General features: G+C 69.2%; 28 protein-coding genes and 1 tRNA gene. 17 read left to right on the top strand and 12 right to left on the bottom strand.

Annotated features, from left to right (window positions below; translation table 11 throughout):
- Positions 1-24 precede the first annotated feature (24 nt).
- From OHA88_RS31025 to OHA88_RS30980, 10 genes are all read left to right on the top strand, one after another.
- On the top strand, positions 25-198 hold the full coding sequence (locus OHA88_RS31025) for a hypothetical protein (protein WP_326603542.1): 174 nt from the start codon (positions 25-27) through the stop codon (positions 196-198).
- A gap of 79 nt (positions 199-277) precedes the next feature.
- Positions 278-943, top strand: a complete 666-nt coding sequence (locus OHA88_RS31020; RefSeq protein WP_328627925.1) for a DUF2637 domain-containing protein — start codon at positions 278-280, stop codon at positions 941-943.
- Between the two features lie 14 nt (positions 944-957).
- A complete protein-coding gene (locus OHA88_RS31015) occupies positions 958-1149 on the top strand; it encodes a mobile element transfer protein (protein ID WP_326603546.1) in 192 nt (63 codons plus the stop codon).
- Between the two features lie 18 nt (positions 1150-1167).
- Positions 1168-1323: a hypothetical protein gene (locus tag OHA88_RS31010; RefSeq protein ID WP_326603548.1), complete on the top strand. Its 156-nt coding sequence runs from the start codon at positions 1168-1170 to the stop codon at positions 1321-1323.
- Between the two features lie 23 nt (positions 1324-1346).
- Entirely contained in the window at positions 1347-1682 is a 336-nt protein-coding gene (locus tag OHA88_RS31005) for a SpdD-like protein (protein WP_328627924.1), read from the top strand.
- Between the two features lie 5 nt (positions 1683-1687).
- Entirely contained in the window at positions 1688-2236 is a 549-nt protein-coding gene (locus tag OHA88_RS31000; RefSeq protein WP_328627923.1) for a GGDEF domain-containing protein, read from the top strand.
- A gap of 90 nt (positions 2237-2326) precedes the next feature.
- Positions 2327-2533 carry a hypothetical protein gene (locus OHA88_RS30995; RefSeq protein WP_328627922.1) on the top strand — a complete coding sequence of 69 codons (207 nt, stop codon included), beginning with the start codon at positions 2327-2329 and terminating at the stop codon, positions 2531-2533.
- 138 nt (positions 2534-2671) lie between these two features.
- Complete coding sequence (locus OHA88_RS30990) at positions 2672-3952, top strand: replication initiator (RefSeq protein ID WP_328629833.1); 1281 nt, start codon at positions 2672-2674, stop codon at positions 3950-3952.
- The gene (locus OHA88_RS30985; RefSeq protein WP_328627921.1) at positions 3949-4137 is read left to right on the top strand and encodes a helix-turn-helix domain-containing protein; all 189 of its coding nucleotides are present in this window, start codon (positions 3949-3951) and stop codon (positions 4135-4137) included. Before OHA88_RS30990 ends, OHA88_RS30985 begins: the two co-directional genes overlap by 4 nt.
- On the top strand, positions 4137-5291 hold the full coding sequence (locus OHA88_RS30980) for a tyrosine-type recombinase/integrase (protein ID WP_328627920.1): 1155 nt from the start codon (positions 4137-4139) through the stop codon (positions 5289-5291). The genes OHA88_RS30985 and OHA88_RS30980 overlap by 1 nt, the downstream gene beginning before the upstream one ends.
- Positions 5292-5359: 68 nt before the next feature.
- Here OHA88_RS30980 and OHA88_RS30975 read toward each other — a convergent pair.
- A tRNA-Val gene (locus OHA88_RS30975) sits at positions 5360-5434 on the bottom strand.
- A gap of 199 nt (positions 5435-5633) precedes the next feature.
- Between OHA88_RS30975 and OHA88_RS30970 the strand changes: the two genes are divergently transcribed.
- The 4 genes from OHA88_RS30970 (at position 5634) to OHA88_RS30955 (ending at position 8751) form a co-directional block, all read left to right on the top strand.
- On the top strand, positions 5634-6404 hold the full coding sequence (locus OHA88_RS30970) for a DUF4097 family beta strand repeat-containing protein (RefSeq protein WP_328627919.1): 771 nt from the start codon (positions 5634-5636) through the stop codon (positions 6402-6404).
- Positions 6405-6475: 71 nt separating this feature from the next.
- The gene (locus tag OHA88_RS30965; protein WP_328627918.1) at positions 6476-7843 is read left to right on the top strand and encodes a hypothetical protein; all 1368 of its coding nucleotides are present in this window, start codon (positions 6476-6478) and stop codon (positions 7841-7843) included.
- A gap of 66 nt (positions 7844-7909) precedes the next feature.
- Entirely contained in the window at positions 7910-8509 is a 600-nt protein-coding gene (locus tag OHA88_RS30960; RefSeq protein WP_328627917.1) for a DUF4383 domain-containing protein, read from the top strand.
- A gap of 29 nt (positions 8510-8538) precedes the next feature.
- Positions 8539-8751 carry an FmdB family zinc ribbon protein gene (locus tag OHA88_RS30955; RefSeq protein ID WP_313937139.1) on the top strand — a complete coding sequence of 71 codons (213 nt, stop codon included), beginning with the start codon at positions 8539-8541 and terminating at the stop codon, positions 8749-8751.
- A gap of 21 nt (positions 8752-8772) precedes the next feature.
- Here OHA88_RS30955 and OHA88_RS30950 read toward each other — a convergent pair whose 3' ends face one another.
- Genes OHA88_RS30950 through OHA88_RS30935 form a run of 4 tightly spaced genes read right to left on the bottom strand, consistent with a single transcriptional unit; the run spans position 8773 to position 14147 of the window.
- Positions 8773-9432 carry an O-methyltransferase gene (locus OHA88_RS30950; protein WP_328627916.1) on the bottom strand — a complete coding sequence of 220 codons (660 nt, stop codon included), beginning with the start codon at positions 9430-9432 and terminating at the stop codon, positions 8773-8775.
- Between the two features lie 53 nt (positions 9433-9485).
- Positions 9486-10406, bottom strand: coding sequence for an HAD family hydrolase (locus tag OHA88_RS30945; protein ID WP_328627915.1), 921 nt, complete (start codon positions 10404-10406; stop codon positions 9486-9488).
- Between the two features lie 32 nt (positions 10407-10438).
- Complete coding sequence (locus OHA88_RS30940) at positions 10439-12973, bottom strand: phosphoribosyltransferase (protein ID WP_328627914.1); 2535 nt, start codon at positions 12971-12973, stop codon at positions 10439-10441.
- Between the two features lie 10 nt (positions 12974-12983).
- Positions 12984-14147: an HpcH/HpaI aldolase/citrate lyase family protein gene (locus OHA88_RS30935; RefSeq protein ID WP_328627913.1), complete on the bottom strand. Its 1164-nt coding sequence runs from the start codon at positions 14145-14147 to the stop codon at positions 12984-12986.
- A 220-nt stretch (positions 14148-14367) separates the two neighbouring features.
- On the opposite strand from OHA88_RS30935, the gene OHA88_RS30930 reads away from it, so the two are divergent.
- Positions 14368-15255 (top strand): TerD family protein, encoded by an 888-nt coding sequence (locus OHA88_RS30930; RefSeq protein WP_328627912.1) that lies wholly within the window; start codon positions 14368-14370, stop codon positions 15253-15255.
- 111 nt (positions 15256-15366) lie between these two features.
- Here the strand turns inward: OHA88_RS30930 and OHA88_RS30925 are convergent, their stop codons facing one another.
- From OHA88_RS30925 to OHA88_RS30915, 3 genes are all read right to left on the bottom strand, one after another.
- Entirely contained in the window at positions 15367-16101 is a 735-nt protein-coding gene (locus tag OHA88_RS30925; RefSeq protein ID WP_030925925.1) for a TerD family protein, read from the bottom strand.
- Between the two features lie 140 nt (positions 16102-16241).
- Positions 16242-17384: a DUF475 domain-containing protein gene (locus OHA88_RS30920; protein WP_328627911.1), complete on the bottom strand. Its 1143-nt coding sequence runs from the start codon at positions 17382-17384 to the stop codon at positions 16242-16244.
- A gap of 71 nt (positions 17385-17455) precedes the next feature.
- The gene (locus OHA88_RS30915; protein WP_267005336.1) at positions 17456-18031 is read right to left on the bottom strand and encodes a TerD family protein; all 576 of its coding nucleotides are present in this window, start codon (positions 18029-18031) and stop codon (positions 17456-17458) included.
- Between the two features lie 51 nt (positions 18032-18082).
- Between OHA88_RS30915 and OHA88_RS30910 the strand changes: the two genes are divergently transcribed.
- Complete coding sequence (locus OHA88_RS30910) at positions 18083-18229, top strand: hypothetical protein (protein ID WP_328627910.1); 147 nt, start codon at positions 18083-18085, stop codon at positions 18227-18229.
- Here OHA88_RS30910 and OHA88_RS30905 read toward each other — a convergent pair.
- The 3 genes from OHA88_RS30905 to OHA88_RS30895 all read right to left on the bottom strand — a co-directional run bounded on the left by OHA88_RS30905 (position 18219) and on the right by OHA88_RS30895 (position 20050).
- Positions 18219-18794 (bottom strand): TerD family protein, encoded by a 576-nt coding sequence (locus OHA88_RS30905; protein ID WP_030925919.1) that lies wholly within the window; start codon positions 18792-18794, stop codon positions 18219-18221. The genes OHA88_RS30910 and OHA88_RS30905 overlap by 11 nt on opposite strands.
- 170 nt (positions 18795-18964) lie before the next feature.
- Positions 18965-19423 carry a peroxiredoxin gene (locus OHA88_RS30900; RefSeq protein ID WP_328627909.1) on the bottom strand — a complete coding sequence of 153 codons (459 nt, stop codon included), beginning with the start codon at positions 19421-19423 and terminating at the stop codon, positions 18965-18967.
- A 189-nt stretch (positions 19424-19612) separates the two neighbouring features.
- On the bottom strand, positions 19613-20050 hold the full coding sequence (locus OHA88_RS30895; RefSeq protein ID WP_030925917.1) for a DUF3052 domain-containing protein: 438 nt from the start codon (positions 20048-20050) through the stop codon (positions 19613-19615).
- A gap of 499 nt (positions 20051-20549) precedes the next feature.
- Here OHA88_RS30895 and aceE point away from each other — a divergent pair, with 499 nt between their 5' ends.
- Positions 20550-23282 (top strand): pyruvate dehydrogenase (acetyl-transferring), homodimeric type, encoded by a 2733-nt coding sequence (gene aceE / locus OHA88_RS30890; RefSeq protein WP_326603568.1) that lies wholly within the window; start codon positions 20550-20552, stop codon positions 23280-23282.
- Between the two features lie 82 nt (positions 23283-23364).
- Here aceE and OHA88_RS30885 read toward each other — a convergent pair whose 3' ends face one another.
- Positions 23365-23751, bottom strand: a complete 387-nt coding sequence (locus OHA88_RS30885; protein ID WP_267005332.1) for a peptidase inhibitor family I36 protein — start codon at positions 23749-23751, stop codon at positions 23365-23367.
- Positions 23752-23764 lie beyond the last annotated feature (13 nt).

Genomic DNA, 23764 nt, shown 5'->3' with positions numbered 1-23764 from the left:
GCCATGCCTGAAAGGGAGGACGTCATGCCCGCCGCGAAGAGGCCTCGTACCGCGCGCAAGAGGCCGTGTCCGGACTGCAAGAGGGCCGGTCAGGTCTCCGAGTCCTTCCAGGTCGGAGGCCGCAAGAAGCGCGACTCCGCCGACCGGCAGGAAGCCCTTTGCCTGACCTGCTTCGGCACCGGCCACGCCCCCGAGTAGATCCCCGCCGGGGCCGGGCGGCAGGACATGGATCCCCGCCCGGCCTCGGCCCCAACACCCCAGCGAAGGAGGTGAAGACATGACCCACTCGATCCGCCCGGACGCCGTCCTCGTGCAAGCCGTGATCGCCGGTGCCCTGTCCTTCGCCCACCTGCACGATATTGCCGCGGCAGCCGGACAGGACGGCTGGAAAGCCTGGGCCTACCCCATCTCCGTCGACCTGCTCCTCGTCGCGGCCTGGCGGCGCCTGCGCATCCTCCGCACCACCGGCAAGCCGACCCGCGCCGCATGGACCTGGTTCGCCGTCGCACTGGCCGCATCCCTCGGCGCGAACATCGCCACCGCCGGACTCCTCGACCTCACCGACGTCCCCGCCTGGCTCCGCATCCTCGTCGCCGGATGGCCGGCCCTCGCCTTCCTCGGCGGAACCCTCCTCGTCCACACCCCGACCACTGAGCCGGACACCGCCCCCGAACCCACTCCCGCGGCGGCTCCGGCAATCGTGCCGGCCGAATTGGCCCCCGAACCTGAGCCGTTCCCGGACGCGGTCGAAGCTGCCGAGCCCGTCCCCGCACTGCCCGCTCCGCCACCGGTGGATGTTCCGCCCGCTCTGGTCGACCACGCCCGCAAGCTCGCCGACGCGCACCGCTCTGCGACCGGCAACCCGATCGACGCCGACACCCTGCGCGACCGCCTCGGCCTGCCCGGTCCGATGGCCGCCCAGCTCGCTACCCACCTCGCCTGACAAGGAGGCCCGTGATGGCTGCCCGTGACTTCTTCCACTCCGTGATGCGGATCGGCCCGGTGCAGATCGGCACCCACCGCGACCGCCACGGCCGCACCAAGCACGCCGCCGTCTGCGGCAACGACGACTGCGGCTGGTCCGCCGACTACTCCAGCCAGTCCGCCGCCCAGCTCGCCGCGCGCACCCACCGCTGCCGCACCCACTGACCGAAAGGACCGACCCCCATGGACGTCCCTCTCTGGCTCGCCCTGATCGTCGTCGGCTGGCTCGGCATCAAGCTCTTCCGTCCCCCGGCCTGGCTCGTCGTCGTGCTCCTCCTCGGCGGCTACCTCCTCGCCGACAGCCTCCTGGCCCCCGTCATCGACACCGCCGTCAAGTAACCCGCCCGAAGGGAGAACACCCCATGATCCGCCCCCGCATCCCGGTCAACCCGCTGCCCACCGGCATCGTCACCCCGCTCATCACCACCGCCCCGGCTCCGGCCCCGGTCGAGCAGCACCACGCTGCGGACTGCGCCTGCCAGCACACCACCCCGGCGCCCGCCCCGGTCGCTTCCGGGCCAGCGGTACGGCTGTCCCCGGCCGGTGTTCTCGCGGTGGTCGGCGGTGGCGCTGCCGTCGTGCTCGTCGTCGGCGCGGTCCTGGTCTCGATGCTGCTGGCCGTCGCCATCACGGGCGCCTCGGTCGCCGTCTGCGCCGTCGTCCTGCGCTCCCTGCTCAACGACCCCCGGAAGCGGTGAGGGCAATGGACCTGCAAGCAGTCGCCATCGCCTTACCCGCCGTCGGCTGGGCCCTGCACGGTGGCTTCCTTGCCCGCCGCCTGGCCACCGCTCGCCGCGACCCGCTGACCGGCCTCCATACCCGCGCCGGATGGACCGCCGGCGCTGAGCGCCTGATCACCCGCTCCCCGGACTCGCTCGTCCTCTTGCTCGACCTGGATGACTTCAAGGCCATCAACGACACCCACGGACACGCCGCCGGGGACGCCGTCCTCACCGCCACAGCCGCCCGGCTGACCGCCTGGTGCGACCGGGACGGCATCGCCGCACGGCTCGGCGGAGACGAGTTCACCGCCATCGTCACCCACCCTGACCGCACCACCGGCCTCGCCGCCCTCACAGCCGCTCTGCGTCGCCCGGTGCCCTACCGCGGCTGTCTGCTGCCGGTCTCTGCCTCGGTCGGCAGCTGCCGCATCGCTGATCTGCCCGTGGCGACCCTCACCGACGCACTTGCCGCAGCTGTCGCCGCCATGTACGCGGCCAAAGGCCACGGCCGCCGCACGACTCATCTGTAACCGGCCCTCGGGGCGGCCTCAACCGCCAAGTCTCCGCCGCCCCGAGAGCCCTGCCCCCTCAATCCCAAAGGACCGAAGGAGAACCCCATCATGGCCCAGCCCACCCCTGCCCCGGTACGCATCTGCCCCTGCTGCGACGGCTTCGCCTCCGTCGCCATCACCCTCGGCGGCCGCGACCGCAACGGCAACCGGCGCACCATCACCGCCCACTGCCGCATCTGCCACGGCACCGGCACCACATCGCCCCTGCGCACCCTGCTCGATACCGCGGCCACCGCCGCCTTCACCCACCGCTAACCCCGCCGCCGGGACACCGCGCGCCCTTCCGGCCCCGGTGTCCCGGCCTCTGCCTTTTGAGAGGAGGACTCCACAGTGAGTACGACGACCGCACCGGCCCCGGTGGGCGACCTCGCGTTCCTCGCCAGCCTGGGCACCATGCCCGGCCTCATGCGCCAACTGCGCGGCCTCGGCGGCTGCACCACACCCATCCGCCTCGACGGACAGCGCACCGACATCCACCCCGCCACCGGCGAAATCCTCGGCGAACTCCACTCCTCGGATCTGCCCGCCGGGAACCTCCTGGTCCGCTGCAACAACCGCCGCGCCACCCGCTGCCCCGCCTGCGCAGAGACCTACCGACGCGACACCTACCAACTCATCACCGCCGGACTCCACGGCGGCAAAGGCACCCCCGCACAAGTCGCCACCCACCCACGGGTGTTCGCAACCTTCACCGCCCCCAGCTTCGGGCCCGTCCACAACCAACCCACCTCCGGCCGTTGCCGCTGCGGCACTCAGCACCCGGACGACGCACCCGAGTTAGGCACCCCGCTCGCGCCCGCCGCCTACGACTACGAAGCAGCCGTGCTCTGGAACGCGCACGCCTCGAAAATCTGGGCCCGTTTCTCCATCTACCTGCGCCGGGAAGTCGCCAAGCGCGCCGGCCTCTCCCAACGCGCCTTCGCCGACCACGCCCGCGTCTCCTTCGCCAAGGTCGCCGAGTACCAGCGCCGCGGCGCCATCCACTTCCACGCCGTGATCCGCCTCGACGGCCCCGACGGCGGCGACACCCCGCCCCCGGCCTGGGCCACCCCAGACCTCCTCGCCGACGCCATCCGCGCCGCCGCCACCGCTGCCGACGTGCCCGGGCCAATCGTCGACGGCCGCGCCCACACCTTCGCCTTCGGCCGACAGCTCGACATCCGCCCCATCCGCACAGCCGACTTCGACGGCGGCACCGAACTCACCGAACGAGCCGTCGCCGCCTACATCGCCAAGTACGCAACCAAAGGAGCAGAGACCGCGACCGGCACCCTCGACCGCCCCATCAAATTCCTCGCCGAACTCGCCCGCATGACCCTTACCAACCACGCCCGCCAAATGATCCGCACCGCCTGGACCCTCGGCGCTCGCAAGGACCTCGCAGAGCTCCGGCTGCGGGCCTGGGCCCACATGCTCGGCTTCCGCGGCCACTTCTCCACCAAAACGCGCCGCTACTCCACCACCCTCGGCGCCCTACGCACCGCCCGCGCCGAATGGCGACGCCTCCAAGCCGCCATCGCCCACGGTGACCAAACCCCCGTGCCGGCCGATCCGGACAGTGACGACACCACCCTCGTCCTCGCCCACTGGAACTTCGCCGGAACCGGACTCACCCGCGGCGAGGAATGGCTCGCCGCCTCCATCACACCCGACTTGGAAGGAGCCGCAGCATGACCACCGCCACCGCCGAGCTGCTGACCGTGCCCGAGGTCATGGCGCGGCTCAAGCTCGGACGCTCCACGGTCTATGACCTGATCCGCTCGCGCCGACTGACCTCGATCACCATCGGCCGGTCCCGTCGCATCCCCGCCGACGCCGTGCGGGACTTCATCGTCCACGAGATCGAGGAGGCGGCCTGATGCCCTCCCCGCGCAAGCGCAACCCCAACGGGGCTGGAACGATAACCAAGCGCAAAGACGGTCGGTATCAAGCCGCGGTCTATGTCCTCCAGCCGGACGGCACCCGCGCCCGCAAGTTCGCCTATGGCAAGACCTGGGCAGAGTGCGACGCCAAGCGCCGCGAACTACTCGACAAGGTCGACCAAGGCGTCCCCGTGCCCACCCGTTCGGCCAGGCTCTCCGAGTGGCTGCCCTACTGGCTCGACAACATCATCAAGCCTCGCCGCAAGCGCACGACGTACGCGAAGTACGAGACTCACGTCCGGCTCTATCTGGTGCCCATGCTCGGGTCCAAGCGCCTCGAATCACTGAGCGTTGCCGATGTCCGGCGCTTCCTCGTCCGCCTGGAGCAGCAGACCACCGCGGCAACCGCGAAGGAATCGCACCGGGTGCTGCGCACCGCTCTGACCGCTGCCTGCCGGGAAGAACTCGTCTTGCGGAATGTGGCGACCCTCGTCGAACCTCCCTCGGCCGAGGCTCGGGAGCTGTCGCCCTGGTCGCTGGACGAGACGCTGACGTTCCTCGACTCTGCCCGAAAGGACCCGCTGTACGCGGCCTTCATGCTCGCCATCGCGCTCGGCTTCCGCCGTGGTGAGGTCGTGGGGCTCCGCTGGGAAAACCTCGACCTCGACAAGCGAGAGATCCGCGTCCGTACCCAACGCCAGCGTGTTCGTGGTGAGGCGTACGAAGACGATCCCAAGGGACGACGCAGGAAGCAGACACTCCCCCTGCCCGCCATCTGCCTCGCTCCCCTGCGCTGGCAGAGGATGCGGCAGACAGCCATGCGCAACGCTGCCGGTGACCAGTGGAAGGAGACCGGCTACGTCTTCACCACCCGTACCGGCCGGCCGATCGAGCCGCGCAACCTGTACCGCTCGTTCACCCGGGTCGCCGGGACCGCCGGGCTCCGCGTGATCCGGCTGCACGATGCCCGGCACGGCTGCGCGACCCTGCTGACCGCTGCGGGGGTGGCTCCCCGCGTCGTCATGGAGATCCTTGGGCACAGCCAGATCGCCGTCACGATGAACATCTACGCCCACGTCGTCCAGGACACACAGCGCGAGGCCGTGAGCCACCTGGACCGCATGCTCAAGCGGCGTCCCGACCGTGAGTGACCGCACCCGTTGATGTCAAAACTGGATGTCAAAGGCCCCCAACCATGATCGGTTGGGGGCCTTTGTACTGGTGGGCGCGGACGGTTTCGAACCGCCGACATCTGCTTTGTAAGAGCAGCGCTCTACCCCTGAGCTACGCACCCGTGGATGAAGGAACAGCCTACATGGCGTACGGCCCATGCTCACAAACGGTTGCCCGGGCCGACGAGGAGCGGGGGATCGGGGGGATATCCCCACCCCGCATACGGTAGCCGTCCGGATTCTCCCTGGGCTGTCGCGCTCCCTACGGTGGTCCCACACCGGCGGGAAAGGCCCCCCGGACCGGACGGGGGATCGATCACCATGGCACTCCATACCCGCACTCGCACACTCGTCGCGTCCGTCGGGGCCGTAGTCGTCGCCCTGGGGCTGTCCGGTTGCGGAAGTGCGGATGTGGATGACGCACCGGTCGAGCACAAGTCGTTCGCGTTCGAGGGAAAGTCTCTGACGATCGACTCCGGCAATACGGCCGTGGAGCTCGTGCCGGCCGATGTGGACAAGGTCGAGGTGACGCGTCGTGTCGACGGGTGGGTGGTGCTCGGGAAGGGGCCCGACGCGCGTTGGACGATGCGGGACGGCAAGCTCACGCTCCAGATGAAGTGCACGGCGGTCGTCAGCAACTGCGAGGCCCTGCATCAGGTGAAGGTGCCGCGTGGGGTCGCGGTGACGGTGGACGGTGACAACGGCAGGGTCGTCGCCTCCGGGTTCGACACTCCTCTCACTCTGCGCTCCGACAACGGGAAGGTGACCGTCCGTGACTCCAGTGCGCCGCTGAAGCTGGAGAGCGACAACGGGGACATCGTCACGGAGCGGATCTCCAGCGCGTCCGTCTCCGCGCAGTCCGACAACGGAGAGATCCGGCTCGGGTTCACGGCCGTGCCGGATCGGGTGGACACCGTCAGTGACAACGGTCGGGTGACCATCGAGCTGCCGAAGGGGTCGCAGGCGTACGCGGTGACCGCCGTCGCCGACAACGGGGACATCTCGGTGCGGGTTCCGCGCAGCGACAGCAGTCCGCATGTGGTGAAGGCCCACAGCGACAACGGGGAAATCACGGTTCGAAGCGCGAACTAACGGGCCCGTGTGTTCGTCCTTACCTGGTGGGAGAATGAACCGGGCAAGGCGATACGGCACGGGAGAGGGATGTGACGGCGACACACGCGCGGCCGCAGGCAAGAGCGGGTGGCAGAACCGCCGTCAGGGACGTCCTCGGATTGATGCTGCTGCCGGTGCCGTTGCTGGCCGCGGCGTTGCCGGCTGCCTTTGCCGGTGGTGGTACGCGGCGCTGGTTCGGCGGTCGCGGGGAGAGTCAGCGCGCCGATGCGCAGGCGGCGAAGGACGCGGCCGCGGAGGCCTTCTACGAGCTGGACACGGCTCAGCGCGATCTGCAGATCTCGATCGAGACGATCACCGCGGTGGACAGCTCGCCCGCCGCGCGGAAGGTCGTGGACGATTTCGCCGCGCTGGGGCGGCGGATCGACGAGGCCAGCCATGCGTACATCACGGCGGTCGACGCCCACGACCTGGATCGCGACGATCTTGAACCGGCGGTCGCGGCTCGTGCCCGGACGGAGCTGACCGGCGCCAAGGACGAGCTCGTGCGGGTCAAGGGCGAGCTGGAACGGTTCGCGCAGGGACTCGGTCCGCTCCTGGGGAACGCCGAGACGCAGCTCGCCCGGCTCGCGCCCGCCGTCGAACGGGCGCGACAGGCGCTCCTCGGTGCGAGCAATGCTCTCGATGCGGCGCGCGCGTCCGGACTGCGGGCAGACGATCTCGCTGCACGCCTGGCGGCCCTCGCCCCCGAACTGACCAAGCTCAACCAGGGCGCCGGCCGGCACGGCGTACCGGAGACGCTGCAACGCGCCGATCACGTGCTGCGCGGCGCCGAGGCCGTGCGGGCCGAGGCGGCGCAGCTTCCCGAGCGCGCCGCCGAGATCGACCACCGGCTGGTGTCGCTGCGCACGCGGGCCCAGGCGCTGACGACGCGCGCGGGCTCGGTGGAGCCCGTGCTGAGCGAGCTGCGGCGGCGGTTCACCGCTGCCTGCTGGCAGGACCTCCAGCCCGTGCCCGAGCAGGCCGCGGTCAATGTGCGGCAGGCCGAGGAGAAGCTCAAGGAGGCCACCAAGGCGCGGGACGAGCAGCGCTGGGCCGATGCGACGTCGCGGCTGTCCACCGTACGGGCCCTGCTGAACGCGACGGACGAGGCCGTGTCCGCGGCCGGTGACCGGCTGCGCCGCCTCGACGACGTGGCCAAGGACCCCCAGCACGAGATCCAGCGGACCAGGTTCGCCATCCGCGACGCCCAGCGCCTGGCCATGGCGGGGCGCAGCACACCCGAGCCGCGCCACGCCCGGCCGCTGGATGATGCCGTGGCCCGGCTGGAGCACGCGATCGCCGGGCTGGAGGGTCGCCACCCCGACTACTGGCACTTCCTGACCGAGACCGAAGCCGTGCGGCAGACGGCGGCGCGGGTGGTCTCGGGGATCCGTGAGGAGCGGGGCGCCGGCGGCTGACGGCTGAGCCGAGTTGTCGCGGCCCTGCGCGGGGCGGATCCTGGTGGTAGCGCGAAGGAGGCCACCATGGCTACCCATGCAGTGCATCCCCCGCGGCGACGTGCACAGAAGCCCGCACGGCGCAGCAGAGCCGCCCGGTTCGACGACCATCTCCCGGTCGATCACCGGCTCAACAGCGTCTACCGCATAGGGGCGGGGTTGATGGGGCTGGTGCTGCTTGCCTTCGGCATCCTGGGACTCATCGACAAGATCGGCTTCTTCAACACGGGCGACGCCACTGTCGGGGGCCTGAACACCAACGGAGCGCTCAGCGTCCTCTCCATCTGCGTCGGCCTGCTCCTGTTCGTCGGGATGGTGATCGGCGGCAACTTCGCCTCGACGGTCAACATGGTCCTGGGCATCGCGTTCATCCTCAGTGGCTTCGTCAATCTGGCACTGCTCGACACCGGCTTCAATTTCCTCGCCTTCCGTATGCAGAACGTCCTGTTCAGCTTTGTCGTCGGGCTGATGCTGATGATGTTCGGGATGTACGGAAGGGTCAGCGGCGGGCTCCCGCACGACAATCCGTACTGGCGCGCCCGCCATCCCGATGAGGCCGACGTGGAACAGCGCCACGACCGGAGTTCGTCGATGCCGGTTGCCGGCCGGAGCCGTATTGCGCGGTAGCCGTGGTGCCCGCCGGTTAGCCTGGGGCCATGCCTCGCTACGAATACCGCTGCCGCTCCTGCGGAGACACGTTCGAACTCAGTCGTCCGATGGCCGAGTCGTCTGCCCCTGCCTCCTGCCCCGCCGGACACGAGGACACGGTGAAGCTCCTCTCCACGGTGGCCGTGGGCGGGGCGTCGGCAAAGTCCGCGCCCGCCGCCCCGTCGGGCGGCGGCTGCTGCGGTGGGGGCTGCTGCGGCTGACCCGGCCGGGCGGGCGGGTCGCTACCGCTTGCGGGAGAGGGTCAGTCCGTCCGCCACGGTGAGCATCACACTGTCCATCCGCGGATCGCCGGCCACATGCTCGTTGAACTCCTTGATGGCCGCCGCTCCGCCGGTCGCCCGTGGGTCGGTCACACCGCCGTGGAACAGCACGTTGTCGGTGACGATCAGGCCGCCCCGGCGCATCCGGGGCACCAGCTCTTCCCAGTACGGAATGTAGTTGCCCTTGTCCGCGTCCAGATAGGCCAGATCGACGTGCGGCTCGGACGGCATCGCTCCCAGGGTGTCGAGAGCGGGGGCGATGCGCAGCTCGATCCGGTCGGCGACGCCCGCCTTCTCCCACGCCTCGCGGCCGTAGGCGGTCCACTCCTCCGAGATGTCGCAGGCGATCAGCCGTCCGTCGGCGGGCAGTCCCTGCGCCATCGCAAGGGCCGAGAACCCGGTGAACGTCCCGACCTCGACGATGTGCCGGGCACCCGTCAGCCGTACGAGGAAGGCGAGCAGTGGGCCCTGCTCCTCGGCGGACTGCATCCCCGCCTGTTCGGGAAGCTGCGCGTACGTGGTCTCGACGAGTTCACGCTGTACCGCGTCGAGCGGCGGGTTGTGCGCCAGCATGTACGCGTACAGCTCGTCCGTGATCCTGGTTTCGTTTCCCTTGCTCATCGCGCACTCCCTCTGTGCCTGCCGGGCAGGCGGTCACCTGCCCGGCACGCTGGTCACCTGCCGGGCAGACCGGTCACGGCCTCAGGTACCACTGTTCCCTGCCGGAGGCCCTGTTGCGGGACGGAAGCCCGAAGGAAACGCCGGAGGATCTCCTCACCTGCCACCACACCGTTCTCCGTCAGTACGTCGATGTGCGGGGCGCTCCAGCCGGTGTCGGCGAGTTCGCCGTGACCGGGGCGCCATGCGTGGTCGGCGGCGAGAAGCAGATCGGCGTCGAGGAGCGAGTCACCGGCAGCGAGGGTGAGCGTGGCGCCGGCGCGGCGGGCGACTTCGTTCATCGCGGCGCTCTTGGTGAGCGGCTTGGGCACGGCGTAGATCTTGCGGCCCTGGAGCGACACGGTCCAGCCACGGGGTTCCGCCCACTCGGCCAGCTCACTCACCCAGCCTGCGGGCAGCAGCGAGCGTTCGACGACGAGATAGGCGAAGAGGTCCTCGGCGACGCGTTCCTTGAGGAGCCAGGCAGGGTCCGCAGCGGCGACGAGGTGGGCGCGGACTTCGGCGAGCGAGGCGCATTCGTCGGCGAGCCGGCGGGCCACCTGTGTCTGCCAGTCGGGGTCGGACACCCCGTCGACCAGGAGGTGTCCCCCGTTGGCGCAGATCGCGAACTCGGGTGCGGGGCCGGGGAGCCTGATGCGGTGGTACTGCTCACGGGTGCGGGTGGTCGTGGGCACGAAGACCGTGGTGCGGGCCAGCTCGTCGAGGAGTGCGGCGGCCGTCTCCGTGAGATAGGAGAGCGGCTTGTGGCCGTACACCTCGACGCAGAGCAGCCGGGGGGCTTCGGCGTCCGGCATGGAGAGCTGGAGCGCCGCTGTCGAATAGATGAGGGTGCGGTCGAGGTCGCTGGCGATCAGCGTCACGGGGCCGGCCCGAGCGATCGGGGGGGCCGGGGCGGCCGTGGGCGTCGGGATGGTCACGGAGCCCGGGGTGGCCCGGGAGCTCGGGGTGGTCACTGTGACGCCACCGCCTTGCCGTCCGCGCCGGTCGCTCCCCGGGTGTACTTCGGGTGGATCAGTCCGACGCAGGTGTACGGGAGTTCGTCGACCTCTTCGACCGGCACTCCGCGCTGCTCGGCCAGCAGCCTGATGTGCTCGAGGTCGGCGCCGGCGCCGCGCTTGGCGAGGATCTTCCACGGGACGCGTCGCAGCAGTACGCGTGTGGTCTCGCCGACGCCCGGCTTGACCAGGTTCACATCGTGGATGCCGTACTCCTCGCTGATGCGCTCGACGGCCGCCCAGCCGTCCCAGGTCGGGGCGCGGTCCGCGGCGAGCAGCTCCTTGACCTCGGCGTCCACCGCGTCGACGACCTCGTCGAAGTGCTCGGCGACGGTGTCGAGGAAGTGGCCGGACACATCGGCGTCCGCCAGCTCCCGGTAGAACTTCGCGCCGTGGAAGTCGTGCGGGCCGACCAGATCGGAGCGGAGCACCGTGCGCGAAATCAGTCCGGATACGGTGGAGTTGAGGCAGGCGGACGGGATGAGGAAGTCCTCGCGGGTGCCGTAGGTGCGGACGCAGCCGCCCGGGTCCGCCAGGACCGCGATCTCGGGATCGAAGCCCTCGAACTCGGCGAGCGCCGCAGACAGTTCACGGGTTATCGCCCCCTTGCCGGTCCATCCGTCGACGAAGACGACGTCCGCCGGGTCGTGGTGGGCGGCCAGCCAGCGCAGGGCGTTGGCGTCGATGCCCCGTCCGCGCACGATGGAGACGGCGTAGTGCGGCAGATCGAGTCCGTGGCGGTGCTGCGCCCAGCGGCGCATCAGCACACCGACCGGGGTTCCGGCCCGGGCGAGGGAGACGAGAACGGGACGGGGGCTGCGCTCGGCGAGAACCGTCTCGGTGACGGTGCCGACGGCCCGCGCGATGCGGGCGGCCGACAGGTCCAGGGCCGCCTTGAACAGGTCCTGGTACTCGGCGGACGGCTGGTATTCGACGGGCAGCGACTCGGCGTAGTGCGCGCCACCGCTCTGTATCGCTTCCTCGCGCTCCTCGGTGGGCGCCTCCAGCTCGGTGTCCGAGAGGTCCTGGAGCAGCCAGCCGACGTCGTCCGGCTCGTAGGAGGAGAAGACGGGGCCGCGAAGGGGCTCGGGCAGCATGGGGGGTTCCTGCCGTTCGGGGGCGGGTGAGGGGACGTACGAGGGAACGACGGCCAGCAGGACGTGGGAGGTGTGCGCGGCGAGCTCCGCCAGCAGGCCGCCGGGGGCGTGCAGCTCCGGAGTGTCGGCAGCGGAGTCGACGACCACCACCACCGCGTCGAAACCGGCACCCGCGACGTTGTAGGCGAAGCGGTCGCCCGGGCCGTCGGCCGGGTTGTCATGGGCCGGGAAGACCAGACGGCTGCGTATCGCGTAGCCGGGGTCGTCGACGGCGAGAACGGGGGAACGTGTGGTGGTGGAGTACCGCACCTCGGCCTCGGTGTGGTCCTCCAGGGCCGTGCCGAGCCGGAGCGGTGCGTACATCAGCTCCTCGAAGCCGAGGACCAGTACGCGGCAGGCGTCGCCGTCCAGGGCGTCGGCAATACGGGCGGCCATGGCGGGAAGGGCCGATTCCAGGGTCGCGCGATGCGCGGGGGTGAAGCCGTGCCGGCCGCCGTCGGGCACCGCGGCCGGCCACTCCAGCTCCACTCGGGTGCAGAAGGCATCGGTCTCTTGCCCCGGTACCGACGATCCGGCCCGGGCTGCAGCAGCCACACGGCCGCCTTCGCTTGCCTCGGCGGCCCGCTCATGGGCGGCGACCAGCGCCTGCCCCTTCTCCAGGACGCCGTCCGGGAGGCGGACCGTGCCCGTTCCCCTCGCCACCAGGTCGACGCGTGCGCCGATCTCCGCGGCGAACTCGGTCAGGCGTCCGCGGTCGGCCGGCGACCGCATGTCCACCAGGGCCACGATCACGTACCGGTCGCGCGGGTACAGCTCGTGCAGCGCGCGGATCGTGTTGAGCACGGTGTTGCCCGTGGAGAACTCGTCGTCCACCAGCACGAGCGGCTCTCCCGCCCGCCCGCTCCCACCGCCGGCGAGCAGCGTCGGGTCCTCCGGCAGCAGCAGATGCGAGGTCGCGTGCGAGTGCGACTCCTCGAAGCCGCCCGCCCGGGCCACGCCCTCGACCGGGCGGCGCGTCGAGTGGAGATACGGCGCCACTCCCAGCCCGTCGGCGACCGCGTGGCCGAGACCGGTGGCCGTCTCCGCGTACCCGAGGACCACCGACCGGCGCGACAGCGCTTCCCCGAGGAGCTCGCGCACCCGCAGGCCGAGTTCGAAGCCCGCCCCGTAGACCACGGACGGCCTCTGCGGCACGTGCTTGCCCAGCACGTTGGAGACGAGCAGGTGGGCCCGCTTGGGGTTGCGGCGCAGAGCGAGGCCCAGCAGCTCCCGGAGCTCCCCGTCCCCTCCGGACGCCCCGTTGCCGACGAGCTCGACGCCCAGTCGCTCCGCCACCCAGCTACCCGACCAGACCACGTTCGCCGTCTCTTTCCTTGCTGCGCGCTCGCTCATCGAGACGCGCTCATTCCGCGAGGCCCGCGGCCAGCAGATCCACGAACCCGACGTCTTCCTTCGCCACGCCGAAGACCTCGGCCCGCCGCAGGGTGCGCTCGGCCCAGGCTCGGTGGGGCTTCACTTCGTTCATCTTGTTCGTGTACGCGGAGCGCATGACTCCACCGCCTCCCCGCTCCGGCCGCAGGATGTCCTGTGCATCACTGAACTCCTCGTGGCTGACCACGGACAGTGCGTGGACGGGCGCGACGTGCGACGGGTGGATGCAGGTCTTGCCGAGCAGCCCGTTGGCCCGGTCGAGCTCGATCTCCCGCAGCAGCCCGTCCAGGTCGTGCTCGATCAGCTCCGTGCGCAGCTCCTCGGCCCGGCCCTCCAGGAAGGGGCTGCGGCGCAGCTGCGGCTTGAACATGCGCTCCTGAAGTCGGAAGTACTCCCACACCGGGCCGGTGATGGTGAAACCGGTGCCGTCCGCCCGGCCCAGCACATTGACCACGTCGGCGATGACCGCGGCGACGAGCTGCACGTCGTACGCCGTCATGTCCGGCGCCCTGCGCAGTCCGTACGCCGAGCAGAAGTCGGTGACCCCGAGCCGCAGTGCGAGCACCCGGTCCCGGTACCTGTCAACGGTACGGGCGATTCCCTGCAGCGTCGCGCCACGGGACTCCAGATGCAGCAGCTCCGGGGATTCGAGGACGGGCATCGCGAAGAGCCGCCGGCTCGTGGCCGTCTCGGCCTTGGTGAGTGCCTCCATGAACGGCACACCACGCTCTTCGGTGAACTTCGGAAGTACAAAACCGGACAACAATCCGGCGGAGCTGCCGAGCCGGTTCACCAGGTCCGTTATCTGCTCCGGCTCACGGACCCGGATGAAGAGCAGGGGCACCTCGACGCCGCGCGCCGCGAGGTCGGCGAACTGCCTGACCAGGTTCTCCTCGGCCGCCGTCACCTCGGAGTCGTCGATCGAATCCTCAAGGCACAGCACCATCGAGACGACACCGCGCCCGGCCTGTTTGATGATGTCGTCCGCGAGCCGCGGCCGGGTGGCCGGGGAGTAAAGGGTGGCGCCCAGGGCGGCCGAAAGCATGCCGGCGGGCGAGCCCGCATCGAATTCGGCCGGCTCCCGGTGGAACAGGCCCTTCCGCGCAGCGGGCGAGATGTGCCCGAAATGACGCATGTGATTCCCCCGAACTGCCTGACCGGCCGGACAACGTATGGCCGGTAATAGTACGTACGGACTGGTGTCGACAGTTCCCTGCGTGCATGAATTTCGGGTAACTCGTCCATTTCCCGACGGTTCCACAGAGCGCGGACGGCGTGGTTCCGACGCACTGCCGAGACATGGGTTGCTACCCCCGCGTTGTCTGCGCGGGCTGCCAGCAGGCAGGATGACCGCCATGACGCACGCGATGCTGAAGGGCTCGAACGTCCCCCTCGACACCACGGCCGTACGGGCCGTGCTGCGCTGGACCCCGGGCGCCGGGGTCCCCGATGTGGACGCTTCGGCCCTGCTTCTCGGCACCGGTGGCCGTGTGCGCTCCGACGAGGACTTCGTCTTCTACAACCAGCCCAGGCACCCCTCCGGCCTGGTACGACGGCTGCCGAAGCGCAGTGTCGCCGAGGGGCTGACCGACACCATCGAGGCCGACCTGGGCGCGCTCGACCCCTCCGTCGAGCAGGTGGTCATCGCCGCGTCCTCGGACGGCGCGGCCTTCCAGCAGGTCCGCGATCTGCGCATCCTGCTGTACGACGCGGGCTCGGCGGGCGGGGATCCGCTCGCCGTGTTCGATGTGCGGCCGGAGACCGGCGAGGAGACCGCGATCATCTGCGGCGAGCTCTACCGGCGCGGCGATGGCTGGAAATTCAGGGCGGTCGGCCAGGGCTACCCGACGGGTCTGGTGGGTCTCGCGACCGCGTTCGGCATCTCGGTCGACGAGGCGGAGGCCGCGGCCGAACCCGATGCGGTCGCATCGGCGAGCCCTTCGCCCGCCTCGGCGCCGGTCACCGGGCCGGCTGCCGCACCGCCCGCCCCCGTGTTTCCCCCCGCCCCGGCGCCCGGCCCCGACCCTCAGGCCACGGTCCAGCACCAGCAGCCCGCGTACGGCTACCCGCAGCCGACAGCGGTTGCAGCGCCCGTCCCGGCTCCCCAGCCGGCCTATGGCTATCCGCAGCCGGCCTCCGCACAGCCCGCGTACGGCTACCCGCAGCCCGCGGCGGCCGCGCAGCCCGCCCCGGACCCGAATTTCGTCCTGCCGCCGCAGGGGCCGCAGTTCGTCCGGTCCTGACCGGTCCGGCGCCGCGGGCCGGATCCGGGTCCGAGGACCGGCGATCGGTCTCAGCCGGGGCTCAGGGCCGGGACTCGGGTCTCAGGCCCGGGGAGTCGAGCACAGGTGGCCTCAGGCCCGTGACTTGTAGCCGCGGCCCCACTGCATCCCCCAGCCGTACAGCCGGTCCAGCTCCGACTGGAAGCCGTAGACGAATTTCACCTCGCGCCGCACGATCAGCTCGTCCTTGACGTTCTCGACGGTGAACACCGCGCACGAGCGGGCCTGCGGGGCCCTCTCGTCGAGCTCGATCTCGATCCGCGGCCCGTTGCCCGGGTAGAGCGTCACCTTGGCGTGCGTGCGGTCGAAGGCCGGCGTCTGGTCGTAGATGTAGACGAAGAACAGCAGCCGCTTGATCTGGTCCCGCTGGTCGAGGTTGACGTACACGGTCTCCCCCGACGGCGCCCCGAAGCGGTCGTCCCCGCTGAGCCTGATGTACGGCGGCCCGTTCAGGTCGCCGATCAGGTTGCCCAGCGGCTGCACGACGCCCTTGGTGCCGTCCTTCAGCTCGTACATGCAGCCCAGGTCCAGGTCGACGTTGACCACGCCCTGGGTGTGCGCCTGGACGACATCGGGCTGAAAGAGCTTGAACGGCCGCAGCAGGCGGCCGCTCTGCCGCGATCGGCCCTCGATGTCGGACGTACGCATCCGCCAGGAGAGATTGACCCGGAGGTTGCCGGTCAGCGCGCCCTGTTTGGTCAGCGAGACCGTGGCGTGCCGCTTGGAGAGCACGATGGAGTTGGTGGCCGCGTTGCCCGACTCGAACTGCGCTTCTCGCCTCGGCCACAGGCCGTCCCAGAACGCCATCCCCAACCCCCACACTTCTCGGTACTGCCCGGCCCCGCGCGCATCACTGCGGGGCGGCCCCCGGGCCGGCTCCGGGTGTCCCCGGAGAACCGTCGCCGTACGGACCGCCCCGCTGAGAGCGTTCCTCAATCCCTACCGGGTCACACCCCGGACGGGACTTCCGCCTTGGAGCCCGAGTTGTCGCCGCCTCCGGCCTCCAGCGCCTTGTTGCGCCGGACCGAGGACCAGAAGGACCAGGCGATCAGCACGACGCCGACGAGGCCGGTGATGATCTCGTTGATCTGGTACTGGATGGTGACGAGCAGGATGACGGACAGCGCACCGATGGCGTAGTGCGCGCCGTGCTCCAGGTAGACGTAGTCGTCGAGGGTGCCCTGACGGACCAGGTAGACCGTGAGCGACCGGACGTACATGGCGCCGATACCGAGGCCGAGGGCCATCAGCACGATGTTGTTGGTGATGGCGAAGGCGCCGATGACGCCGTCGAACGAGAAGGACGCGTCGAGGACCTCGAGGTAGAGGAACATGAAGAACGCGGCCTTGCCGGAGAGGACCACCGCGGAGAGCTTCTTGCCGCTCTTCCTGGCCTCTTCCTCGGCCTCGTGCTCGCGCTCCTCCTCTTCCTCGAGCTTGTTCTCGAAGAAGCTGGAGAGACCGCCGACGATGAGGTACGTGATCAGACCCGCGACACCCGCGAGCAGAACGGTCTCCGCCTTGTTCGCGTGACCGCCGCCGTGCTGGTGCGCCTGGGTGGCGAAGGTCAGTGCCGAGATCAGCAGCACGATGAGCGCGATGCAGACCGACAGCATGTCGACCTTGCCGAGCTTGGCGAGCGGACGCTCGATCCAGCGAAGCCACTGGATGTCACGCTCCTCGAAGATGAAGTCGAGGAAGATCATCAGCAGGAACATGCCACCGAAGGATGCGATCGCCGGGTGGGCGTCCGTGACCAGTTCCTGATAGCGGTCCGGCTGGTTGAACGAGAGATCGACCGCCTCGATGGGCCCCAACTTGGCGGTGATGGCCACGATCACGACAGGGAAGACCAGCCGCATACCGAAGACCGCGATGAGAATGCCGACCGTGAGGAAGATCTTCTGCCAGAAGGCACTCATCTTCTTCAGGATTCCGGCGTTGACTACCGCATTGTCGAAGGACAGCGAGATCTCGAGGACGGAAAGGATCGCGACCACCCCGAGGGCCTCCCACCCCCCGTAGAACACCGCTGCGACCAGGCCGAGCGCGGTAATCGCGAACGACCAGCCGAAGGTTTTCAGAAGCACTGGCTACCCCATCGTGTATGTAACGGGTCTCCCCCGGGTGTGTGCGGGGCTCCCCCGCGCCGTGCGCGGCTTTACGAAACGTTGACCCCGAAGTCTAGAGCGATGCCTCGCAGCCCCGACGCGTACCCCTGTCCCACCGCACGGAACTTCCATTCGCCGTTGTACCGGTAGAGCTCGCCGAAGATCATCGCGGTCTCCGTCGAGGCGTCCTCACTGAGGTCGTAGCGCGCGAGTTCCTGGCCGTCCGCCTGGTTCACCACACGGATGAACGCATTGCTGACCTGGCCGAAAGTCTGCCCGCGGTTGTCGGCCTCATGGATGGAGACCGGAAAAACGATCTTGTCGCAGTGGGCGGGCACCTGAGTGAGGTTCACGATGATCGACTCGTCGTCGCCCTCGCCCTCACCGGTGAGATTGTCGCCCGTGTGCTCCACGGAGCCGTCGGGGCTCGTGAGGTTGTTGTAGAAGACGAACCACTCGTCGCCCAGCACCCGGCCCGACTGGCACAGCAGCGCGCTGGCGTCGAGGTCGAAGTCGGCTCCGGTGGTGGATCGCGCGTCCCAGCCGAGGCCGACGAGCACCTGGGTGAGGTTGGGTGCGGCCTTGGAGAGGGAGACATTGCCTCCCTTGGCGAGCGTGACGCCCATGGTGTGTGTCCTCCCCGAGTCGATGAACCGTCTGTCAGTGACCGTCTATCGATGAACCGACCGTCGACGGACCGTCTGTTGTGCGCGTCCGGCGCCGCACTGGGTGCGGCGCCGGACGGGGACGTGCTGGACGTGGCCCGGGCAGTGCTTTCGCAGGCGCCGCCCGGTCACGCCTTCTGGGCCGTGCTCAGACGTTGACGCCGAAGTCCTGCGCGATGCCGCGCAGACCCGAGGCGTAACCCTGACCGATGGCACGGAACTTCCACTCCGCACCGTTGCGGTACAGCTCGCCGAAGACCATGGCGGTCTCCGTCGAGGCGTCCTCGCTCAGGTCGTACCGCGCGAGCTCGCTGTTGTCGGCCTGGTTGACCACGCGGATGTACGCATTGCGCACCTGGCCGAAGCTCTGCTGGCGGGACTCGGCCTCATAGATCGAGACCGGGAAGACGATCTTGTCGACATCGGCCGGAACGCCGGCCAGGTTCACCTTGATGACCTCGTCGTCGCCCTCGCCCTCACCGGTGAGATTGTCACCGGTGTGCTCGACGGAGCCGTCGGGGCTCTTGAGGTTGTTGAAGAAGACGAAATTCCCGTCGTTGCCGACCTTGCCCGCCGCGTTCGTCAGCAGGGCGCTGGCGTCGAGGTCGAAGTCTCCGCCGGTGGTGGTACGGGCATCCCAGCCGAGACCGACGATGACCGCGGTCAGGTTGGGCGCGGCCTTGGTCAGCGAGACGTTGCCGCCCTTGCTGAGGCTGACTCCCACGAGTCCTCCCATTGGTTTCATTAGAGGCCGACAGGTGCCGGCGCCTCCATCGTGCGTTGGCATCGGATCAACGAGTGGATCCTAGTGACCGGTTCCCGGCCAAAACAGGCTTTTGGCCGGGAGGCCGGGAGATCGTCCGGATCGTCGCCGGAAGATCCGCCGGATCCGGATCAGATCGCGTCGAGGGCCTTGATGTACTCGTTGAGGTCGCGCGCGTCGGGCAGGCCGTTGACGACGGTCCAGCGCACCACGCCCTCCTTGTCGATGATGAAGGTGCCGCGCACCGCACAGCCCTTCTCCTCGTCGAAGACGCCGTAGGCACGCGAGGTCTCGCCGTGCGGCCAGAAGTCCGAGACCAGCGGGTACTCGAGGCCCTCCTGCTCGGCGAAGACACGGAGGGTGTGGATGGAGTCGTTGGAGACGGCGAGGAGCTGCGTGTCGTCGTTCTCGAACTTCGGCAGTTCGTCGCGGAGGGCGCAGAGCTCACCCGTGCACACGCCGGTGAAGGCGAACGGGTAGAACAGCAGGACCACGTTCTTCTCGCCGCGGAAGTCGGAGAGCTTCACGGTCCGGCCGTGGTTGTCCTTGAGCTCGAAATCCGGGGCCTTGGTACCGACCTCGATCGCCATGGATACGCGTCCCTTCACTGCTTCACCGGGCTGGGCTGTCCGGGTGGACTCCCACCCTACGCAGAGCCCACCCGCGGGCCCCTCGGCGGGCCACACGCCACCCACGTACCGGCGCCTGCGGGCCCGCTCCCGGGCATACGAAGGCCCCCGCCGGTGCACGACCGGCGGGGGCCTCGTGGTGAGTGCGGTTCAGCGCTTGGCTTTGGCCGACTTCGGGGTGACAAGACGGCTGCCCGTCCAGTCCTTGCCCGCATTGATGCTCTTGGTCTGGGAAAGACCGGCTGTCTGTGCAGCCTCGTTGATGTCGCTCGGTTCGACGTATCCCTCGCGGCCGGTCTTCGGCGTCATCAGCCAGACCGCACCGCCGTCCTCGATCAGACCAATGGCATCCACCAGCGCGTCCGTAAGGTCGCCGTCCTCGTCGCGGAACCAGAGCAGAACGACGTCAGCGACGTCGTCGTAGTCCTCATCGACGAGTTCCTGGCCGGTAGTGGCCTCAATGCCCTCACGGAGCTCCTGCTCGACGTCGTCGTCGTAGCCGATCTCCTGGACCACCTGTCCGGGCTCGAACCCCAGCCGTGCAGCCGAGTTGGTCCGTTCCTCCGCGTGGTCCGCGGTCGCGCTCACGGGTTGCCTCCTGATCATGTTTCGGAAAATGCTTCAGCCACGCGCGTGCGCGGGGCGTTGGCCGTAGTCCACACGGGCGCGGCGGATCGCGCAAGTACCCAGCGTGCGAGACCGCCTAAACGGTGACGTTCCCTGCCACGTCGCCGCACGATCGGCATGTCCCTTGCGGGGCCAGGCGCTGCCGTCCACACCCTTTACGTGCTTGAACAGCATTACGTCCTTGAACAGCTTATGCCGTTTCGGTCCGCCAATCGGTGTCGAACAGCCTTTGGGAACGCTTGGACGGGTTGGGCGTATGGTTGCGGTTTGGTCCCACCCGTCTGCCGGACCCTCCTCGCGTACCGGACGTGATGTCTCACAACCTGACGGTTACCCCTGGGTAGAGATGACGTTTGCGTCCTCGCGGTACACGATGGTGATGACGTACATGCATACATCCCGGGGGCATGCCTCCCGTTATCAGGCCCCGTAGAGCACCACCGAACAGCGAAGGAACAGCGTGGCTTCCGGATCCGATCGCAACCCGATCATCATTGGCGGCCTTCCGAGCCAGGTCCCGGACTTCGATCCCGAAGAAACCCAGGAATGGCTCGACTCCCTCGACGCCGCCGTCGACGAGCGCGGGCGTGAGCGGGCCCGCTACCTGATGCTCCGGCTCATCGAGCGCGCGCGCGAGAAGCGTGTCGCCGTGCCGGAGATGCGCAGCACGGACTACGTGAACACGATCGCCACGAAGGACGAGCCGTTCTTCCCCGGCGACGAGGAGATCGAGCGCAAGGTCCTCAACGCGACGCGCTGGAACGCGGCCGTGATGGTGTCGCGCGCCCAGCGCCCGGGGATCGGCGTCGGCGGCCACATCGCCACGTTCGCCTCCTCCGCCTCGCTGTACGACGTGGGCTTCAACCACTTCTTCCGGGGCAAGGACGACGGCCTCGGCGGCGACCAGATCTTCTTCCAGGGGCATGCCTCCCCCGGTATCTACGCCCGCGCATTCCTCCTCGACCGGCTGAGCGAGGCGCAGCTCGACGCCTTCCGCCAGGAGAAGTCGAAGGCGCCGAACGGCCTGTCCAGCTACCCGCACCCGCGGCTGATGCCGGACTTCTGGGAGTTCCCGACCGTCTCGATGGGCCTCGGTCCGCTGGGTGCGATCTACCAGGCCCGGATGAACCGGTACATGGAGGCGCGCGGCATCGCCGACACGTCCCAGTCTCACGTCTGGGCCTACCTCGGTGACGGCGAGATGGACGAGCCCGAGTCGCTCGGCCAGCTCTCCATCGCCGCTCGTGAGGGCCTGGACAACCTGACCTTCGTGGTCAACTGCAACCTGCAGCGCCTCGACGGCCCGGTGCGCGGCAACGGCAAGATCATCCAGGAGCTGGAGTCGCAGTTCCGCGGGGCCGGCTGGAACGTCATCAAGCTGGTCTGGGACCGCTCCTGGGACCCGCTGCTGGCACAGGACCGCACGGGCATCCTGGTCAACAAGCTGAACACCACGCCGGACGGCCAGTTCCAGACGTACGCCACCGAGTCCGGCTCGTACATCCGTGAGCACTTCTTCGGGGACGACCCGCGGCTGCGCGACATGGTCAAGGACATGACCGACGACCAGATCCTGCACCTGGGCCGCGGCGGTCACGACCACAAGAAGGTCTACGCGGCGTACGCGGCGGCCAAGGCCCACAAGGGCCAGCCGACGGTGATCCTCGCGCAGACGGTCAAGGGCTGGACGCTCGGACCGAACTTCGAGGGCCGCAACGCGACCCACCAGATGAAGAAGCTCACGGTCGAGGACCTCAAGCGGTTCCGCGACCGGCTGCACATCCCGATCACGGACAAGCAGCTGGACGAGGGCTACCCGCCGTACTACCACCCGGGCCGCGACTCGGAAGAGATCCAGTACATGCACGACCGCCGCAAGGGTCTGGGCGGCTATGTCCCGACCCGTGTGGTGCGCGCGAAGCCGCTGGTCCTGCCCGAGGACAAGACGTACGCGACCGCGAAGAAGGGTTCGGGCCAGCAGTCGATCGCCACGACCATGGCGTTCGTCCGCATCCTGAAGGACCTCATGCGGGACAAGGAGATCGGCAAGCGTTTCGTGCTGATCGCGCCCGACGAGTACCGCACCTTCGGTATGGACGCGTTCTTCCCGAGCGCGAAGATCTACAACCCGCTGGGTCAGCAGTACGAGGCGGTGGACCGCGATCTGCTGCTCGCGTACAAGGAGTCGCCGACCGGTCAGATGCTGCACGACGGCATCTCCGAGGCCGGCTGCACGGCGTCGCTGATCGCCGCGGGTTCGGCGTACGCCACGCACGGCGAGCCGCTGATCCCGGTGTACGTCTTCTACTCGATGTTCGGTTTCCAGCGCACCGGTGACCAGTTCTGGCAGATGGCCGACCAGCTCGCGCGCGGCTTCGTACTGGGTGCGACCGCGGGCCGCACGACGCTGACCGGTGAGGGTCTGCAGCACGCGGACGGCCACTCGCAGCTGCTCGCCTCGACGAACCCGGGCTGTGTCGCGTACGACCCGGCCTTCGGGTACGAGATCGCGCACATCGTCAAGGACGGTCTGCGACGGATGTACGGCGAGAACAGCGAGGACGTCTTCTACTACCTCACCGTCTACAACGAGCCGATCCAGCACCCGGCCGAGCCGGAGAACGTGGACGTCGAGGGCATCCTCAAGGGCGTCTACCGCTTCAAGAGCGGCGAGCGGGGCATGATCCCGGCCCAGATCATGGCGTCCGGTGTGGCGGTCCCGTGGGCGGTCGAGGCGCAGCAGATCCTCGCCGACGAGTGGAACGTCAAGGCGGACGTCTGGTCAGCGACCTCCTGGAACGAGCTGCGCCGCGAGGCCGTGGAGGTGGAGCGGTACAACCTGCTGCACCCGGAGGAGGAGCTGCGTGTCCCGTACGTCACGCAGAAGCTCTCCGGCTCCGAGGGCCCGTTCGTCGCGGTCTCGGACTGGATGCGTTCCGTGCCGGACCAGATCGCACGGTGGGTGCCCGGCGCGTACCAGTCGCTGGGTGCGGACGGCTTCGGCTTCGCCGACACCCGTGGCGCGGCCCGCCGGTTCTTCCACATCGACGCCCAGTCGATCGTCCTCGCGGTGCTCACCGAGCTCGCGAAGGAGGGCCGGATCGACCGTTCGGTGCTGAAGACGGCGATCGACCGGTACGAGCTCCTGGATGTGGCCGCGGCCGATCCCGGCGCGGCCGGCGGCGACGCGTAGGCACGACCGGCGGACGAGCCGAGTCGAAGGGCGGCGGACCTCTGGTCCGCCGCCCTTCGGCGTTCCCCGGTCGGCTCCGCGGTCAGTTCTCCCAGATCTTGAATGCCCTGACCTGGTACGGGGACTGCGGCACCCAGGTCCCGCCGCCCGGATACGTCTCGAACTCGCCGGTCTCGGCGCACTCCGCGGACTGGTAGGTGGTGACGGGACGGCCGGTGCGGTTGGCGAGCGCCTGGGCCTTGCTGCCCGGCGGCAGCGGGACACAGCTCTCGATGCCGGTGTCCGACAGTTCATGGATCTGCCGGGCGCCGGTGAAGTCCGGCTTCGCCCAGAGGCAGAGCTGACCGCTCCCGCATGTCCCGAGACGGACCGGCGCCGCGTGCGCGGCCGGTGCGGTCTGTGACGCCGAAGCGGCCGGTGGGATCAGGGCGGTGGCGGTCAGTACGGCGGCAAGGACGGTCGTACGCATATCAATCAACCCC

Source organism: Streptomyces sp. NBC_00353, from assembly GCF_036108815.1.
Classification (GTDB): Bacteria; Actinomycetota; Actinomycetes; order Streptomycetales; family Streptomycetaceae; genus Streptomyces.
This window is presented reverse-complemented; position numbering and strand designations above follow the sequence as displayed.